This window comes from Agromyces humatus, assembly GCF_021228295.1.
Lineage (GTDB): Bacteria > Actinomycetota > Actinomycetes > Actinomycetales > Microbacteriaceae > Agromyces > Agromyces humatus.
This window is the reverse complement of sequence record NZ_JAJQPD010000006.1, coordinates 311,291-328,579: the sequence shown is the minus strand read 5'-3', so window position 1 is coordinate 328,579 and position 17,289 is coordinate 311,291. Positions and strand designations below refer to the sequence as shown.

Below are 17,289 nucleotides of genomic sequence, written 5' to 3'. Positions count from 1 at the left end.
GCGACTTCGTCGCTACTCGACCGACGATCGGCTGCAACTTCGCTGCCCGGCGGCGGGTCTCGATACGCGACTTCGTCGCTACTCGACCGACGATCGGCTGCAACTTCGCTGCCCGGCGGCGGGTCTCGATACGCGACTTCGTCGCTACTCGACCGACGATCGGCTACTCGACCGACGATCGGCTGCACGCCGACCGGGTCTCGATACGCGACTTCGTCGCGAGATCTCGATACGGCGGTGGCGCTACTCGATCCACCGCTCGACCGACGATCGGGCGACGTAGGTTGACGGATGCCGCACGCAGGGCGTGGAATGGCACCGGCGACGGAAGGGCACCTCATGGGCGAAGAGCGGTCGGAGACCACACGCGGCGGACTGGTCGCCGACCCGGGCGACCCCGCGACGGTCAGGTCGGCGCGATCGTTCGGCGCCGCGGCGTCCGTGTACCACCGGTCGCGCCCCGGCTACCCGACGGCGGCGATCGAGTGGCTGATCGGCGACGCGATCCGCGTGCTCGACCTCGGAGCCGGCACCGGCAAGCTCACCGAGGCGCTCGTCGAACTCGACCGCGACGTCACCGCCGTCGACCCCGTCGAAGAGATGCTCGATGAACTCGAGATCGCGGTGCCGGGTGTGCCGCGCATCCTCGGCACGGCCGAGGACATTCCCCTCGAAGACCGCTCGGTCGACGCCGTGGTCGCAGGCCAGGCCTGGCATTGGTTCATCCCCGCGCGCGCAGTCCCCGAGATCGCCAGGGTGCTGCGGCCGGGCGGCGTGCTCGGACTCGTGTGGAACAGTCGCGACATCCGTTCCGACTGGCTTCGCCAGGCCGGCGAGATCATGGACGAACGCCACGACGCGAGCGCGACCTTCGAGACCTACGTCAAAGTCGGGCCGCCGTTCGGTGCCATCGAGGAGCACACGGTCGAATGGGTCGAACGGATGTCCCGCCAGCGGTTCCTCGACCTCGTACGCTCGCGCTCGTACTTCATCACCTCGACCGAGGCCGAGCAGCACGCGATGCTCGCCGCCCTCGAGACCCTGCTCGAGACCCATCCCGATCTCGCCGGCGCCGATGAGCTCGAGGTGCCCTACCTCACGCACTGCTACCGCACCCGGCTGCTCGGATAGGTCGAAGTCCGCAGGGGGCTTGCATGCCCGCGCCGACCTGGCGAGCAGTGGCTATACTCATCGCCACGGGCCGCGTGCGGCCCCCTTTCTCCTACGAAACCCTGCCGATCGACGCCGTACCCGACGGCCGACGCCTCGACCCACCGAACGGATCCCCATGCGCGTGCTGAAGCCTGCTGTCTCTGCCCTGATCGCGGGCTTCCTGATCGTGGGGCTCGGCGCGTGCGCCTCGGCGCCGGCCGAGGCGAAGGGTGCGACCGGGGAGGTGAATGCGTCAGCGCAGGCCGAGAAGGCGCCTCGCGAGTACGAGCCGCTCGAGTTCATGGACATGGTCATCGAGTCGCAGCAGCAGGCCGGGTCGTTTCGGATGATCATGAGCATCTCCGCTGCGAGTGCGATGTCGATGGAGGCTGCGATGGTGTTCGACAACGGAAACGGCAAGCCCGGCCTCGACGCGGCAGTCGACGCCGACGGCACCCAGATGTCGCTGCGACTCGTCGACGATCGGACGTACATCCAGATCGAGTCCCTGACAGGTGAGAAGTACGTGCAGGTCGACCCAACTGACGAAGGGAACCCGTTCCTCCCTGTTGCAGAGCAGATGACGTCGATCGATCCCGTCCAGCAGTCGCAGGATGTTCGCGGCGCGGCGACCTCGGTCACGCTTGTCGGGCCTGAGGATGTCGACGGTGTCGAGGCCACGCGATACACCGTGACCGTCGATCCGGGCAAGGTGACCGGGAAGACCGCGGAGGGCTTCGGGGCATCCCTGCTGGGAATCGACGAGATCCTCTACGACTACTGGCTCGACGAGGCTGACCGGCCGATCCAGGTCGTCTCCACGTTCGAGATTGATGGCACCCCGATGACGACGACCATGAAGATGAGCGACTGGGGCGCGATCCCCCCGATCGTCGCGCCCAGCGCCGACCAGCTCACGACACTCGAGGAACTCGGCCTCGTCGGCTGACGCGATCCCAGAGGGGTCGGTATCCGGTACCGCAACTGCCTGAGGCGGCCCACTCGACCGCATTAGGCTGGATCGGTGAACCGCGGCCGGATGTACCTCTTCCTGGCCCTCGCCAACCTCTTCTGGGCCGGCAACTACGTCTTCGGCGAGATGGTGACCCGTGAGATCTCGCCGATCTCGCTGACGTTCTTCCGGTGGTGCTTCGCGTTTCTGCCGCTCGTCGCGCTCGCGTGGCTCATCGAACGACCGAACTGGCGCGCGGCGCTGCACGAGTGGAAGTTGCACCTGCTGCAGTCGCTGCTCGGGCTCACCGGCTACACACTGCTGCTCTACGCGGCGCTCGGCCTCACCGGGGCGGTGAATGCGGCGGTCATCAGCGCGATCAACCCGGCCACCATCGCGCTCGGCGCGGCGATCTTCCTGCACGAGCGACTGAACCGCGTGCAGGCGCTCGGCCTCGTGGTGGCGTTCGTCGGCGTGACGGTCGTGCTCACCGGCGGCGACCTCGGGTTGCTCATCGAGCAGGGATTCGGCGCGGGCGACCTGCTCGTGATCGGATCGGTGCTCGCGTGGACGGTGTACTCGCTCATCTCGCGGCGACTCGTGACCCCGCCGATCACGGCGACGGCGGTGCAGTCCGTGTTCGCCGTCGTCACCATGCTGCCGCTCATCGCGGTCACCGGCGTCTCGCTGCCGTCGTCTGCAGCGGGCGCGCTCGGCCTCGCCTACATCGTGATCTTCCCGTCGATGGCCGGCTATGCGCTCTGGAACATCGGCGCCTCGAAGGTCGGCCCTGCGCGGGCGGGCATCTTCCTCAACCTGTTGCCGGTGTTCACCGTCGTCATCGCCCTCGCATTCGGCGCCACGCTCGAGCTGCCCGCCATCATCGGCGGCGCCCTCGTGATCGCGGGCGTCTATCTGACCCTTCACGTTCGCCGGTCGAAAGTCGGTCCGTCGGATACCACGAGCAGCATGTCGGTCCCCTGATTGCACTACCGGGCCAGCGAAAATCCGGGCCGAAGGCGAGTCAGAACGGGTAGTACGAGAGCACGGGAGCCTTGAGCAGGGTGATGGTCGTGTCGCTCGCGTCGGCTTGCAACCCCACCATGTCGGTGATTTCGCCGCCCGGCACGGGAGGCACCAACGCAGGGTCTTCAGGGTCGACGCGGTACTCGAAGTACGCGTCGGCGTCGCGCGCCTCGCGAACAAGGGGCTCGATCTCGCTGACGGCCGCCACCGTCGAACCGACGGTGAACCCGCTCGCCGTCACCACGGCGATGCCCGCGACCTCGGGCTCGGTGACCTCGACCAGCGAGGGAAGGAAGTGGTCGGTGCGCGCCTTCTCGAGGCTGACGGCGTTGCCGAGCGTGAACGCCCCCCACGTGTACAGGTCGAAGTCGGCAAAGTGCCCGCCCGAACCGTCGCGCGACGACATGGTCGGCTCGGACTGGAACGCATCGGAGTTGCCGGATGACCCAGCGCGAGGCGTTCCGGCGTCGGACGGTACGATAGACCCTCGTGGCTCTCACTATCGGCATCGTCGGCCTGCCCAACGTCGGCAAGTCCACCCTGTTCAACGCACTCACCAAGAACCAGGTGCTCGCGGCGAACTACCCGTTCGCGACGATCGAACCGAACATCGGCGTGGTGAACCTGCCCGACCCGCGGCTCGAGACGCTCGCCGGCATCTTCGGCTCCGAGCGCATCCTGCCCGCGGCCGTGTCGTTCGTCGACATCGCCGGCATCGTCAAGGGTGCGTCCGAGGGCGAGGGACTCGGCAACAAGTTCCTCGCGAACATCCGCGAGGCCGACGCCATCGCGCAGGTCGTGCGCGGCTTCGACGACTCCGACGTCGTGCATGTCGAGGGCACGATCGACCCCAAGGCCGACATGGAGACCATCAACACCGAGCTGATCCTCGCCGATCTCGAGACGCTCGAACGCGCGATCCCGCGCTTCGAGAAGGAGGTCAAGGGCAAGAAGCTCGACCCGTCGGTGGTCAGCGCCGCCAAGGAAGCTCTAGAGGCCCTGCAGAAGGGCACGCCCCTGTCTGCGGCATCCGTCGATCTCGAACCCGTCAGGGAACTCGGCCTGCTGACCGCGAAACCGTTCATCTACGTGTTCAACGTCGACGAGGCGGTGCTGACGGATGCCGCGAAGAGGGCTGAACTCGCGGCGCTGGTCGCGCCCGCTGAAGCGGTGTTCCTCGACGCGAAGATCGAGTCGGAGCTCATCGACCTCGACCCCGCCGACGCCGCCGAGTTGCTCGCGTCGACCGGCCAGGACGAGTCGGGCCTCGACCAGCTCGCCCGGGTCGGCTTCGACACGCTCGGCCTGCAGACCTACCTCACCGCCGGCCCCAAGGAGTCGCGCGCCTGGACGATCCACAAGGGCTGGAAGGCCCCGCAGGCCGCCGGCGTGATCCACACCGACTTCGAGCGCGGGTTCATCAAGGCGGAGGTCATCTCGTTCGCAGACCTCGTTGACACCGGCTCGGTCGCCGAGGCCCGTGCCAAGGGCAAGGCCCGCATGGAGGGCAAGGACTACGTCATGCAGGACGGCGACGTGGTCGAGTTCCGCTTCAACGTGTAGGAGCGGCAGAAGCAGGCAACCACCTCACTCTGCTGCCGGCAGGGCCGGGTAGGCGGTGGGAAAGATGCCGATCGTGAACCCGTAGACGGTCTTGCCGGACCTCGGCAGTCGGTCGAATTCATCGACCTCACCTCGGTCTGACCGAGTGGCGGGCGGCGCGAGGAGCACGACCGCCGTCGTCAGCGTCCTTGGCGCTTCTTGTACGGCTTCGGCTGCCCCTTCACGATGGGGGCGCGGCCCTTGCCCTTCGAAGCCTTCGCCTTGCCGCCGGCCTTCACCGGGGGCTGTTCGGCGGGCGGCGGCGCCCCGGCGATCTCGGCCCTGGCCTCGGAAAGAAAGGCTGCTCCGAACTCGGTCAGGCGGGTCGGGCTCTGCCGGGTGAACAGCGGGCGCCCGAGCTCGGTTTCGAGTTTCTCGATCGACGAGTGGAGCGAGGCGAGCGGGATGCCGAGGGCATCGGCGGCACGTGGGAAGTGCAGCTCCTCGGCAACGGCGACGAAACGTCGAAGCAGGGTGATGTTCACGGGGAGCCTTTCGTCGATCCGCGCGTACCGCGGCCGATTTCAGGTTACGTGAGCCGTCCTGCGCGCGCCCTCGCGGCCCGCATGGAGGGCAAGGACTACGTCATGCAGGACGGCGACGTGGTCGAGTTCCGGTTCAACGTGTAATTCGCCCTTATCAGGGAGTTTGCAACAAAGTTGTCATTGACTCTCCGGTGATTGCCAGCGCCACTGGATCGGACCCTCCGGTGACGGATATGCTCCAGCCAGCACGAGGAGTGCCGCTCCGTGACCCCCGGACAACTTCTCATTCGCCTGGGGATTGTTCGTAATTGTCCGTGAGTTGGAGGGGTTTGTCTTTGAGTGAGATCATCGTCGAGCCGAGCCCGGCCAAGAGGCGTGGCTTGCGGTGGTGGGCATGGGCGCTGATCGCACTCGCGGTGGTGGTGGTGCTCTCCGTCCCTGTTCTGGGCATGTTCGCCTATATCGGGCATAGTCTGAGCGAGACGAGTCCGGACCAGCCGTTCATCGATGGTTCGCCGCAGCAGCCGGATGCGAAGGCTCCACTTGCGTGCCCCCAGCGGTGCTTCGAACTGGACGCTGCGGCGCGGATAGCGATCTCCGCCGAAGACGTGGCCCAACTGTCAATCCAAGATGAGCGCTACGGCGTGGGGGCGCTCGAGCCGAGCACTGTGGCCGCGGTTGCACCGGCCGCAGGGGAGCAGTGGCTCGCGCTCGGCGGAGACGAGGAATGCGCGTTCCTACCGGCCAATGCGCCGTTTATCGCTGCCGGGCCCGGTAGCGCCTCAGCAGACCCGATCAGCTGGGTGCAGACGTGGGAGACGGACGACGAGGTGGTCGACATCGCGGCCCGCGCCTTCTCAACGACTGAGGAAGCTAGCGCATTCATGCGCGACCTCCACGAGCGAGTTGCTGCCTGCCCATGGCAGGACTTGGACATACCGACAGCGGGCGGCCTCGATTCCAGTCTCGTGCAGATCACGTCGCAAGCGGCCATCGACGTGCCGAACGAAGTCGCCGCAGTTGGATGGGTGCGCGAGGGGAGCCCAGGCCCTCGCTGGCGGTCATACGTGTGGGACCTGCAGCGCGGCAATCTCGTTGTCCAGGTGCGTGTCCTCACGGACGGTCGCATCCTCGAGCAGCAGGTGGCGACGTTCGCCGAACTGCTGGCTGGGCGACTGGGCCACCTTGAAGCGACAACGCCCTGAATGAGTGCGACGTACTCGAAATCAGGTCAACGTGGGTTGCAAGCCAGACGTTGTTCGGTGACGCAACGCGGTCGAGTTTCGCTTCAGCGTCTTGGACTCCCCCCGAGTGGCCCGTTGTCGAGCAAATGTCATGAATTGCTTGCAATCCGCGCGGACCGGCGTATGCTCTTCCTCACCACCGAAGGACGCTTCGGCATAGAAAGGCCCGACGAGTCGACTGACGCCAGGGCCTTTCGGATTGTCTGGGCCCGGCCACCGCCCACCTCATCGCAGATCACCCAACCTCGCCGCGATGCCCTGCTCGGCGCCCGCGCGCCGCTCGGTCGTGACGGCGATGATGAGCAGCACGGCGCCGACGACGGCGAGGGTGATCCACCAGGGCATCGACTCGATGCCGCGGCCGATCTGCACGGCGAACACGACGACGTTCTCCACGGGCAGCACGATGATGCCGATGAGGAACGGTGCGGCGAGCTTGCGGGATGAGCCGACGAGGATCGCAGTGAGCGCGAACAGGATCACGAGGATCGCGCGCCACGTCTGCGGGTCGGTGAACGTCGCCGCGATCGACGCGCAGAGCAGCACGACGAGACCGGGCGCGAGCAACGCCCATGATCCGCGCCATCCGCTGGGCCATGCCGTGAGGCGAGCGGCGGGCGAGCCGCCGGCGACGGCCGAGTCGCCCTCGACACCGCGCCGCAGCGCCACCACGCCCGCCGCGAGCAGGAACAGCCCGAGCGGCACCGAGAACCACTCCACGCGCAGTTCGCGCGGACTCCACGCGACCACCGCGGTCACGAATGCGATCGTGAAGGCGAACCACACGGGCGGCAGGTTCGTGAAGGCCGTGACCGAACGCACGGCCGCGAGCATCATGATCGCGAGTATGGCGAGCATGAGCGCCCACATCGCCCAGATCTCGGGCCACTCGGTGCGGATCGCGGGCCAGGCCGCGAACGCGAGGTACGCGAGTGCGGGTGCGGTCAGCCAGCGCGATCGAGCGAGCGCCGAGTCATTCGGGGCGCCCGCGATGATCGCACGCCCGGCCATCGCCGCCGCGGCCGCGCCGACGAGACCGACGCCCGCGCACACGAAGACGAGCGGGATGCCCGCGAGCGGCGACGCGGGCATGCCGTCGAGACCGAGGCGTGCGCCCTGCAGCGCACCGGCCGCCGCGGCCACGATCGCCGTCGCGAAGACGGCCGGTCGCAGCGTCCGGAGGCGCGCAGTGCGCGCTGAGCCGCCAGCCGCGTCGTCGCGGCCGCCACGGCCCAGAACGAGGCCGACCGCGACAATCAGCCAGGCCGCGCCGATCAGCGCCCATCCGCGCAGGTCGGCGGCGAGGTCGGCACCGTCACCGTCGGTGGCCGAGCGCAGCGAGACCGCGAGAGCCAGCAGCGTCGGCAGCACCGCGACCAGCAGGCCGGATGCCACGAGCGCGAGTCCGCGCGCACCACGAGCGGTGAGCACCGCGCCGACGAGTGCCGCGACGAGGCCCGGCGGCACGAGGTACGCCTCGATCTCGGTGACGCCGGCGAGGCCCCACGTGCTCCAGAGTGCACCGGTGAAACTCGCCGCAGCGAGCCACCAGCCGAGTCGCCGGCGCTGCACGACGGCCATCGCGGTGGCGCCGAGCCCGAGCACGACGAGGACGACGAGGGTCGTCTCGAGGCCCGCCGCGAAGCGCACGAGCGAGAGCAGCACGGCGATCGCTCCGGTCGCGAGCGTCGACCACTCGATGGCGATGCGCGCTGCGCGGGATGCCACGGCGCCGAGCCCGTGACGCTCGAGCGCCCGCCCGATCGCCGCCGTCGCGGGCAGGACGCCGGCGACGAGCGCCGCGATCACGGGGAGCACGACAGGTGAGGCGCTGCCGGCGAGCACTTCGGCTCCGAGGCAGACCACGACCACCGCGGCACTCGGCACGATGAGCGCCGCCGCCGCGGTGCGAAGCCCCACGCTGAGCCCGGGTCGTCGCGTGACGACGAGGGTCGCCGCGAGCAGCAGCATGAGCCCCGTCGAGAGCGCGGTCCACCCGCTGCGCTCGAACACGACCTGCACGATGCCGATGCCGAAGGGCACGGCGGCGACGGCGAGGATCGCCCACCACGAGCGCGCTCCGACCCGCTGCACGAACGTCGCGACGATCGCGACGAGCAGACCGACGGCGGTCGTGAGGCACCACTGCGCGATCCCCTCGAGCGCCGTCGAGCCGAGCACCGTCGCCACGACCGAGAGGGAGTAGGCGAAGCCCGCGCCGACGTAGAGGAAGCGCAGCTTCGCGGAGGTCACGAGCGCGAGCGCCGTGAGCGCGACGAGGACCGCTATTCCGGCCCATGGCTGCGTCGCGGCATCCGTGCCCGCCAGGAGCGCAGCGAGCAGGATCGCCACGTGCGCTCCACCGAGGAGCGAACCGCCGAGGAACGTGCCAGGCCGCAACACGGCGACGAATCGCAGGACCGCTGCGACGAGCAGTACGAGCGCCAGCGCGATCGCGATGCGCGCACCGAGCGGGAACCCGGGCGCGCACGCGAGCAGCAGCCAGGCGAGCATGCCGAGCAGCCCTGCGATCGTGCCGAGCGCGCCGTCGGCCCCGCTCTGCGGAGCCGCTTCGGATTCCACGGCCACCCCACGGCGCCGGCGTGCGGTGATCACCGCGATCGAGGCGAAGCCGATCGCCGACGCGGCGCACGCGACCGCGACCGCGACGAGGTCGCCGGTCACGGTGAGCGGCGTGTCGTACGGCAACGGGGTGAGCGTGCCGGCGAGCGTGGTGAGGACGGCCATGGCCCCGGTGAATGCCGGCACGGCGACGGATGCCGCGACCGCGCCGAACACGCCACCTGCGAACGCGTGAGGTACCACCCCGCGGAGGACCGGGGCGAGCACCCACGCCGCGACGAGTCCGACGCTCGTGCCCGCGGCGAGCACGGCCAAAGCCCAGAACGCCGGCAGGCCGTCGCCGAGCCCCGTCGCGAACGGCAGCACCGCGATCGCGGCGACGCCGGCGAACCCCGCGATCGCACTCCAGAGCCGGCGCGCAGGGTGGCGCGAGGAGAGCACGCCCAGCACGGAGATGCTCGTGAGGACGCCGACGACGAGGAGCCAGCGGGCCGCGTTCGAGTCGGTGTCCACGAACGGCATCAGCACGATGGCGAGCGGAACGGCGGCGACCTGCACGACCGTGAGCGTGCGCTCCTCCGCGACGAGACGCCCGCCGAATCGCGGCGCGACGCGGCGAGCCAGCACGATCAGGGCGAAGGCGGTGTACGCCGCAGCGAGGTGGCCGGCGAGCGCCGCACCGAGGGCTTCGCCCGCGTAGCCGAACATGGCCGGAACGGTCGCGAGCGCGACGAGGGCTGCCCAGAACCAGATGCGGATGCGCGCTGCGAGCGCGAGCGCCGCCATCGCGGCGCCGCCGACGAGCGTGGCGACTGCGGCGGTGAGCCATGCGCTCGCCGGGTCGGTCGCCAGCGCGACGATCGACGCGACGTCGAGCGCCCCGAACACGAGCCCGAGGCCGCCGACCGACTCGGCGGAGAATCGCAGGCCGCGTCGGGCGAGCCACCACGCCCCGCCGAGGAAGACGAGCGTGATCGCCGCGATGATCGCGCTGCGCACGCCGTGGTCGGTGAGGTCGGGGTTGAAGAAGGTGAAGACGACGGCCGCAACCGCGAGCAGACCGGCTCCGGCGACGGCGAGCACCGACTGCACGGTGGCGGTCGATTCGGGGCGCGCATTGGTCGCGAGTGGGCGCGGTGCGTTCGCGCTCGGCGGCGGTGCGAAGGTGTCGGATGCCTCGGGGCCGACAGCTGCCGCAGAAGCGGGCCCTGCGACATCCGCTGGCCCGACCCGGTCACCCACCGCGATCGGCACCGGAACCCGGTCGACGACCATCTGCCGGTCGCGGATCGCCGCGGCCGCCTGCTCGGACGCGGCGGCGATCGCCGAGCCGAGCTCTGCGTCGATGACCGCACCGCACGTCGGGCAGCGTCCGTCGCGAAGACGATCGCGAGCGCAGGCCGGGCACGCCGTCGCATCGAGCAGGTACGCGACTGCGGCGTCGCTCCATCCGCGCGCTGCAGAGATCGTGGGCGGGGTCACGCGGACACCTCCGGTTTCGCCTCGGTCGCGGCATCCGTCTCATCGGGTACCCAGCGCAGGATGTCGCCGGGCTGGCATTCGAGCACGCGGCAGATCGCGTCGAGCGTGGAGAACCGCACCGCTTTGGCTCGGCCGTTCTTCAGGACCGACACGTTCACGGGCGTGATGTCGATCGCCGCGGCGAGGTCGGCGACCGACATCTTGCGTTTCGCGAGCTCGACGTCGAGGTCGATGACGATGGGCATCAGACCACCTCGGAGAGGTCCTGCTGCAGTTGCGCGGCGTTCTTCAGGAGGCCGCGCATGACGATGACGAGGAAGGTGAGCCCCGAGCCGACGACGACGCCGAGTGCGCACAGCAGCTGCACAGAGGGGTTGGCGACGCCTGCGATGAACAGCGTCGCGAACGCGATGGCAATGAGTACGGTCGCGGCGATGATCGCGCCGAGGATCACGTCGACCCAGCGGAAGGCGTCGGTGCTGAAGATGTTCTGCTCGCCGACCATCGACAGCAGCCGCCACACGCACACGTTCACGACCTGGATGCAGAGCAGGAACAACTCGGCGATCACGATGCCCGGCACGACGAGGTCGGCGAGCTCGGGGTACGTGCGCGCCATGCCCTGCGCCGTCGGCGGCACGAGGAAGAGCTGGCAGGCGAGGATCAGGAGGATCATCGCGGCGATGAGCGCCTTCAGAACGAGGATGGTCGGCCGTTGCATGCGCTTCCTATCGATTATCGGTAGACACCTATCGAGAAACGATACACAATGGGCTGGGGAAAGCGATAGCGTGACACGTCGAAGTGCGTGACGTGATCGATTCCGACCTCACGACACAGAGGGAGCGGCGTGGCGCCGCTGATTCGATGACTCCGGGAGCTGCCTCATGACGGTCACCCTGAATGGCGCGGCCAGAAGCTCCGTCAGCGGTGCGTAGGCTCCAGTGGCAGCCGCCTGCGCCATGTGCTCCTGCCTGGCCTCGGCTGACTCCCAGTCCCTTCTAGGGAACCTGAAGTGTGCCGATCTTGTCGGCCTCCCGCATGGCATACCACGGGTCGCCGTCGGGCGCCACGGTGATGCCGGCCGGATCGCTGTTCTTGACCGTCTTGCCTTGGGTGATGACGCCCGCATTCGTGACGCTGGCAGCGTTGCCCTGGGTCTCCTGCGTGAACCAGATCGTACCGTCAGGTGCCGCCGCGATCGCCGAGGGGCCGGTGGCGTCGACCGGGAAGAACGTCACGCTGTTCGCATCGGCGGGGTCGAGGAATCCGACGCCCTGTGGCGAGAGGAGCGTAATGAATCGCACAGCGAACCAGACCTTCCCGTCCGTCGGCGAGACCGCGATGGCACGCGCCGCGGGGTCGACGACGGTTCGCGTCACCACACCGGTGACGGCGTCGATGCGCGCGATGTTGGTCGTGAGGTCGAGGTTGGCCTGCGGCTCGGCGAACCAGGCGTTGCCCGCGGCGTCGACCGCCACGTCGGAGGGGTTGCTGGCCGCGAACGAGACGAACGATCCGCCGACGCTGTCGTAGCGCCAGACCACGTCGTTGTTGAAGTCGGTGATGAAGACGAAGTCGCCGTGCACGGCGAGGCTGCCGGCGAGCGCGTTGTTGTTCGGCATCGCCACCGGCGCCTCGAAGGCCTGCGCCTGCACGTTGAACCGCATGAGCGTGGGGTCGTTCGAGGTGAGGTAGACGAGGTCGCCCTGCCCCTGCTCGATGTCGGTGAGGATGCAGAAGTTGCATCCGTCGGCCAAGGTGGGCTCGAACTCCGTGATCACGCCGGCGGGGGTGATGCGGCCGATCTTCGCCGGCGCAGCCGTGAACTCGGTTCCCTCGGTGAACCAGCGATTGCCGTCGGAGCCGTTGGCGATGTCGCGAGGCTCGCTGTTGTCCGTCGGCACGCGGAACTGCTTCAGCTTCGCGCCGGGCGCGGCGACCGCCGCTCCCGCGGACAATGCCAGACCCGCCGTCAGTGTCGCCGCAAGCGCTGCCGTGAGCACGCGGCCCATTCGTCGTGACATGAGGATTCCCCCTGACCCAGCCGCACCAGGTATGCCCGAGAATGCCTGCGGCGTAGCGAGAGACGGGCAGCAGGGCACCCGGAGCGAGGTTCACCCGAGGGTGCATACGGCAGCGTATGGCAGACGACGTACGCCCGCCAGAGGTGGTGAGGCGTCACTTCGCGCGGGATCACCATGTTTCGCGGCATCCCGTGCAAGACTCGCGGCAGACGCGACACATACATGGCGTGAGGATCGCGAGCACCGCAGCTACCGCCGACGTGACCGAAGAGGTGGCGATGCCCGAGAGCGCCGATTCACCGGGGAACGGTGCGGACGTGACGTGGTTCACCGAGATCGTCCGCGAGCACTCGACCGCGCTCGTGCGCTACTTCGCCCGTCGCGGTCCGCGCCAGGACGCCGAGGACCTCGCGGCCGATGTCTTCGCGACCGCCTGGCGCCGCCGCGACGACGTGCCACGCGACGCGGTGCTGCCGTGGCTCTACCGCACGGCGGGATTCACGCTCGCGAACCACCGCCGCAAGCACATCGACCTCCCGGTCGACGAGGTGCCCGAGGCCGGTGTTGCGCGCATCGCCGACGACCCCGAGCTGAGCGTGCTGTTCGACGCGGAACTGCGCGGTGCCCTCGCGAGCGTGGGCGAACGCGACCGGCAGATCCTGCTCCTGCACGCGTGGGAGGGCCTCGACGGGGAGGAGCTCGCCGAGGTGCTCGGCATCTCCCGATCGGGGGCCGATGCCGCGCTCTCGCGGGCTCGCAAGCGCCTGCGTGAGGCGTGGGGCGAGCGGATGACGTTCTAGGCGCTCCTACAAGATTCCGGCTCTCCTACAAGATTCCGGCTCTTCTACAAGATTCCGGCTCTTCTACACATATCCGTAGGTGACCCGTACTCACGGAGGCTGATCGACATGAACGACGACAACGAACTCGACCCGGTTGCGCGCCTACGCGCCGCTGATCCCGCGGCCGACGTCGAGCCCCGTGCAGGGTTCTCAGACGAGGTCGTCGCTCGCGCGACCGCAGATGCGGCGGCTGAACAGGGCGCTGAGGCGCCGGACGAAGCGGCACCGGTGACTGACCTCGCCGCCGCGCGTGCCCGCCGGCGCCCGCGCTGGCTCCCCGTCGCCGCGGTCGCCGCGTCCATCGCGATCGTCGGTGCCGCCGGATACGGACTCGGAGCATCGACCGGTGCGCCGGCCAACCTCGCCGATGGCCCCGCAGCACCGCCGATCTCCCTCCAGAGTGATGTGGGCACGAGCGGTGGCGAGGCTGCCGACGGCGCGGTGCCCGGTGGAATCGCAGGAGGTGCTGCAGCTCCGGAACTCAGGGGCACGGGAGGGGCGGCCGCCGACTCGGCGACCACCGACTCGATCTATCCCAACGGATTCGGCCGGAACCAGTTCAGCTCGTCGGGCCTCGACAGCGCCGAGGGCACCGCTCAGGCCTACACCTTCGACGCTTACGCCGCATCGACTCAGGACACGGTCGCCGCACTCGCAGCCGCGCTCGGCATCGTGTCGCCCGTGGAGTTGAGGGACGGAAGTTGGATCGCTGGCCCGCCGGACTTCAGTGGTCCGTACCTTTCGGTCGGTCTCAATGGGACGCTCTCGTTCTACTTCCAGAACCCGCACATCAATCCTTGGCTGTGCGTCGAGGGCGCAGAGGTTTGCGAACCGACAGGCACGACTCCCACTGAGGCTGCCGCGATCGACGCGCTGCGCTCGCTCGTCGTCGCGGCTGGACTCGACCCCGCGGCGTTCGAGTTCACTTCGCAGGTATGGGAGGGTTCGACCACCCGGTGGGCCGAAGCATGGCCGGTTGTTGTCGGACAGCGCATCGATCAGGGTTGGTCGCTGGAGATCGCCGAGGATGGGGTCATCAACGCGTATGGCTCGCTCGCCCCGATCGTGCCGCTCGGCGAATACCCCGTCGTGAGCGAACAGGCGGCCTTCGAACGCCTCTCCGACCCGCGGTTCGGCGCCCTGATGGGGAGCATGCCGTTCGCCGCTCGCGCTTCGGACACTCCGGCCGAGGAATGGGTGCCGCCGACCGAGCCGCCCGCGACACCGGCCGAGGGCACGTCGCTCTCATGGCCCGTGAACGACGTCGAGATCGTGAGCGCCCGGCTCGGCCTCGCAAGCGAGTGGCAGCCAGACGGCAGCGTGCTCGTGATTCCGGCCTACGAGTTCACCGATGCCGATGGCGGCACGTGGTCGGTCATCGCCGTCGCCGACTCCATGCTCGACTTCGAGGCCGAGTAGCCAATGGCCGGCGCTCGTGCAAGGTTCGGTGGGCGCCGCACATATCCGTAGGTGAACCACACTCACGGAGGCTGACCGACATGAACGACCACGACGAACTCGACCCGGTCGCGCGCCTGCGCGCTGCCGACCCTGCGGGCGAAGTCGAACCCCGTGAAGGATTCGCCGACGAGGTCGTCGCTCGAGCAACCGCCGAGGCGACGGCCGAACAGGGCGCTGAGGCGTCGGCCGAAGCAGCACCGGTGACCGACCTCGCCACCGAGCGTGCCCGCCGCCGCCCGCGCTGGCTTCCCATCGCCGCGGTCGCCGCGTCGATCGCGATCGTCGGTGCCGCCGGATACGGAATCGGATCGACGACGGGCGGAGCGACGAACCTCGCAGACGGTGCCGCCCCGCCGATCTCGCTGCAGGGTGATCCCAGCACGAGCGGCGGCGAGGCTGCCAGCGGCGCGGTGCAGGGTGACGGACCCGCTGGCGGTGCGGCGGACCAGGCGATGAGGGACATGGGGGTGCCGGCCACCGCCGACATGCTGTACACGTACCCATTCGGAGGCCGCAACAGCTCCAGCTCGTCGGGCCTCTCCACTGACGCGGGCGCGGCCCCCGCCTACGCGTACGACGCACGCGGCGCATCGAGCGCCGAGGCGATCAACGCGCTCGCCGCCGCGCTCGGTACCGACGGATCAGCCGTGCTCGACGGCGGCGCATGGACGGTCGGACCGCAGGACGGCACCGCTCCCTACCTCGGGGTGAGCCTCGATGGCACGCTCAGCTTCTGGTACTCGAACCCGCAGTTCGACCCGTGGGCGGCGTGCGGCGCTGGCGTCGTCGTCGACGACACCGTGACCGTCGACCCCTGCGCACCTCCGGCCGACCTCCCGAGCGAGGATGCCGCGATCGAAGCCCTGCGCTCGATCATCGCTGCGACGGGGCGCGACCCCGAGACGTTCGAATTCACCTCCGAAACCTGGGAGGGCGCGATGGCTCGTCCGGCACAGGCTTGGCCGGTCGTCGACGGTCAGCGCGTCGACCAGAGCTGGTCTCTCGAACTCACCTCGCAGGGCGTGTACAGCGTCTCCGGAGCCCTGGCGCCGATCGTCGCCCTCGGCGACTACGACATCGTCAGCGAGCAGGAGGGCTTCGAACGCCTTTCGGACCCGCGGTTCGGCGCCCAGATGGGCGTCATGCCGTTCGCCGCTCGCGAGCAGGCGGCGATCGAAGGCGAGCAGTGGGTGGCGCCGACCGAGCCGCCGGCGACTCCGACGGAGGGCACCTCGCTCGCCTGGCCCGTGAACGAGGTCGAGATCGTCAGCGCCCGGCTCGGCCTGGCGAGCCAGTGGCAGCCTGATGGAGGCGTTCTCGTGGTTCCGGCGTACGAGTTCACCGACGCCGACGGCGGCACCTGGTCGATGATCGCGGTCGACGACTCGATGCTCGACTTCGCTTCGGAGTAGTGCGAATGCGCCGGCGCCCGGTCTTCCCGGGCGCTGGTCGGCGTGCAAGGCTGGGCGCATGCCAGAGTCGCCAGAGGTGCAGGCGCTCGTCGACGATCTCGCCGCGCGGCTGACCGGCCGCAGCATCAGCGACGTCGACGTCGTGGAGTTCCGTGTCGAGAAGACGCGCGCGCGTCCGCCGTCGTCGCTCGTCGGCGAGCGGGTGCGGGGCGCATCCCGACACGGCAAGCACGTCGACATCGCGGTCGGCGACTCGCAGCATCTGGTCGTCTCGCTCGGCCGGCACGGGTGGGCACGGTACCGTGACGAAGGCAGCGATACCCCGGCGACGGATGTCCCTGCCGGCGACGCCCCGCCGACGCTCATCGCGTTCGCGCTCGACGACGGCGAGGTACTCGAATTCACGGATGCCGGCGACTGGGTGTCGCTCGGCTGCTGGATCGTCGACGACCCGATCGAGGTGCCGGCGATCGCGAAGCTCGGCCCCGACCCGGCCGACTCCGAGTTCTCGCGGGCGGACTTCGACCGGGCGGTCGCCGGCCGCCGCAAGCAGGTCAAGGCGGTCCTTCACGAGCAGGAATCGCTCGCGGGCATCGGCAATGCCTACTCCGATGAGATCCTGCATACGGCGAAGGTCTCGCCGGTCGGGCACGCCGCCGCCCTGACGCCAGACGAGCTCGACCGACTCTTCGAGGCCACCGTCGGCGTCGTCGTGCAGTCGATCGATGCGCGCCGCGGGGTACCGATCGACGGACTCAAGGCGGCGAAGGTGGCTGCCATGAGGGTGCACGGCAGGGCGGGCGAGGCGTGCCCCGTCTGCGGCGACACGATCCGCGACTTCTCGTTCGCGAGCACCACGGCCCAGTACTGCCCGACATGCCAGACGCACGGTGAGGTGCTTGCCCTGAGATCGTCGTAGCCGGCGCCGTATCCTCGGCGCATCGCGCCGTGTTCCTCGATGTCGCGCAGACGGCCCCGTACACTGCGAAGGGCGAACGCAAGGAGGGGACGCTGTCGGCGG

At 69.2% G+C, this 17,289-nt stretch carries 15 protein-coding genes and 1 pseudogene; 10 read left to right on the top strand and 6 right to left on the bottom strand.

Annotation, left to right across the window (positions count from 1 at the left end; genetic code table 11):
- Positions 1-312: 312 nt before the first annotated feature.
- The 3 genes from LSF15_RS12555 (at position 313) to LSF15_RS12545 (ending at position 3,088) form a co-directional block, all read left to right on the top strand.
- Positions 313-1,131 carry a class I SAM-dependent methyltransferase gene (locus LSF15_RS12555; protein ID WP_232498872.1) on the top strand — a complete coding sequence of 273 codons (819 nt, stop codon included), beginning with the start codon at positions 313-315 and terminating at the stop codon, positions 1,129-1,131.
- Between the two features lie 157 nt (positions 1,132-1,288).
- Positions 1,289-2,101, top strand: a complete 813-nt coding sequence (locus tag LSF15_RS12550) for an SCO4651 family lipoprotein (protein WP_232498871.1) — start codon at positions 1,289-1,291, stop codon at positions 2,099-2,101.
- Positions 2,102-2,176: 75 nt separating this feature from the next.
- Positions 2,177-3,088 (top strand): DMT family transporter, encoded by a 912-nt coding sequence (locus LSF15_RS12545; protein ID WP_232498870.1) that lies wholly within the window; start codon positions 2,177-2,179, stop codon positions 3,086-3,088.
- Between the two features lie 40 nt (positions 3,089-3,128).
- Here LSF15_RS12545 and LSF15_RS12540 read toward each other — a convergent pair whose 3' ends face one another.
- Entirely contained in the window at positions 3,129-3,536 is a 408-nt protein-coding gene (locus tag LSF15_RS12540) for a hypothetical protein (RefSeq protein WP_232498869.1), read from the bottom strand.
- 83 nt (positions 3,537-3,619) lie between these two features.
- Here LSF15_RS12540 and ychF point away from each other — a divergent pair, with 83 nt between their 5' ends.
- On the top strand, positions 3,620-4,693 hold the full coding sequence (gene ychF / locus LSF15_RS12535) for a redox-regulated ATPase YchF (RefSeq protein ID WP_232498868.1): 1,074 nt from the start codon (positions 3,620-3,622) through the stop codon (positions 4,691-4,693).
- 179 nt (positions 4,694-4,872) lie between these two features.
- On the opposite strand, the gene LSF15_RS12530 is transcribed toward ychF, so the two are convergent.
- Positions 4,873-5,217 carry a LysR family transcriptional regulator gene (locus LSF15_RS12530; RefSeq protein ID WP_232498867.1) on the bottom strand — a complete coding sequence of 115 codons (345 nt, stop codon included), beginning with the start codon at positions 5,215-5,217 and terminating at the stop codon, positions 4,873-4,875.
- A gap of 72 nt (positions 5,218-5,289) precedes the next feature.
- Here LSF15_RS12530 and LSF15_RS12525 point away from each other — a divergent pair.
- Positions 5,290-5,361, top strand: a pseudogene (locus LSF15_RS12525) (DUF933 domain-containing protein); the annotation flags it as partial.
- Positions 5,362-5,552: 191 nt separating this feature from the next.
- Positions 5,553-6,422, top strand: coding sequence for a hypothetical protein (locus tag LSF15_RS12520; RefSeq protein WP_232498865.1), 870 nt, complete (start codon positions 5,553-5,555; stop codon positions 6,420-6,422).
- A gap of 264 nt (positions 6,423-6,686) precedes the next feature.
- Here the strand turns inward: LSF15_RS12520 and LSF15_RS12515 are convergent, their stop codons facing one another.
- The 4 genes from LSF15_RS12515 to LSF15_RS12500 all read right to left on the bottom strand — a co-directional run bounded on the left by LSF15_RS12515 (position 6,687) and on the right by LSF15_RS12500 (position 12,553).
- Positions 6,687-10,526: an SCO7613 C-terminal domain-containing membrane protein gene (locus tag LSF15_RS12515; RefSeq protein ID WP_232498864.1), complete on the bottom strand. Its 3,840-nt coding sequence runs from the start codon at positions 10,524-10,526 to the stop codon at positions 6,687-6,689.
- On the bottom strand, positions 10,523-10,771 hold the full coding sequence (locus LSF15_RS12510; protein ID WP_232498863.1) for a helix-turn-helix domain-containing protein: 249 nt from the start codon (positions 10,769-10,771) through the stop codon (positions 10,523-10,525). Before LSF15_RS12510 ends, LSF15_RS12515 begins: the two co-directional genes overlap by 4 nt.
- Entirely contained in the window at positions 10,771-11,247 is a 477-nt protein-coding gene (locus LSF15_RS12505) for a DUF2975 domain-containing protein (protein WP_232498862.1), read from the bottom strand. Before LSF15_RS12505 ends, LSF15_RS12510 begins: the two co-directional genes overlap by 1 nt.
- 280 nt (positions 11,248-11,527) lie before the next feature.
- Positions 11,528-12,553, bottom strand: coding sequence for a Vgb family protein (locus LSF15_RS12500; RefSeq protein WP_232498861.1), 1,026 nt, complete (start codon positions 12,551-12,553; stop codon positions 11,528-11,530).
- 317 nt (positions 12,554-12,870) lie between these two features.
- On the opposite strand from LSF15_RS12500, the gene LSF15_RS12495 reads away from it, so the two are divergent.
- The 4 genes from LSF15_RS12495 to LSF15_RS12480 all read left to right on the top strand — a co-directional run bounded on the left by LSF15_RS12495 (position 12,871) and on the right by LSF15_RS12480 (position 17,187).
- The gene (locus LSF15_RS12495) at positions 12,871-13,353 is read left to right on the top strand and encodes an RNA polymerase sigma factor (RefSeq protein WP_232498860.1); all 483 of its coding nucleotides are present in this window, start codon (positions 12,871-12,873) and stop codon (positions 13,351-13,353) included.
- 108 nt (positions 13,354-13,461) lie between these two features.
- Complete coding sequence (locus LSF15_RS12490; protein WP_232498859.1) at positions 13,462-14,814, top strand: hypothetical protein; 1,353 nt, start codon at positions 13,462-13,464, stop codon at positions 14,812-14,814.
- An 80-nt stretch (positions 14,815-14,894) separates the two neighbouring features.
- Entirely contained in the window at positions 14,895-16,268 is a 1,374-nt protein-coding gene (locus tag LSF15_RS12485; protein WP_232498858.1) for a hypothetical protein, read from the top strand.
- A gap of 58 nt (positions 16,269-16,326) precedes the next feature.
- A complete protein-coding gene (locus LSF15_RS12480; protein ID WP_232498857.1) occupies positions 16,327-17,187 on the top strand; it encodes a DNA-formamidopyrimidine glycosylase family protein in 861 nt (286 codons plus the stop codon).
- Positions 17,188-17,289: the final 102 nt, after the last annotated feature.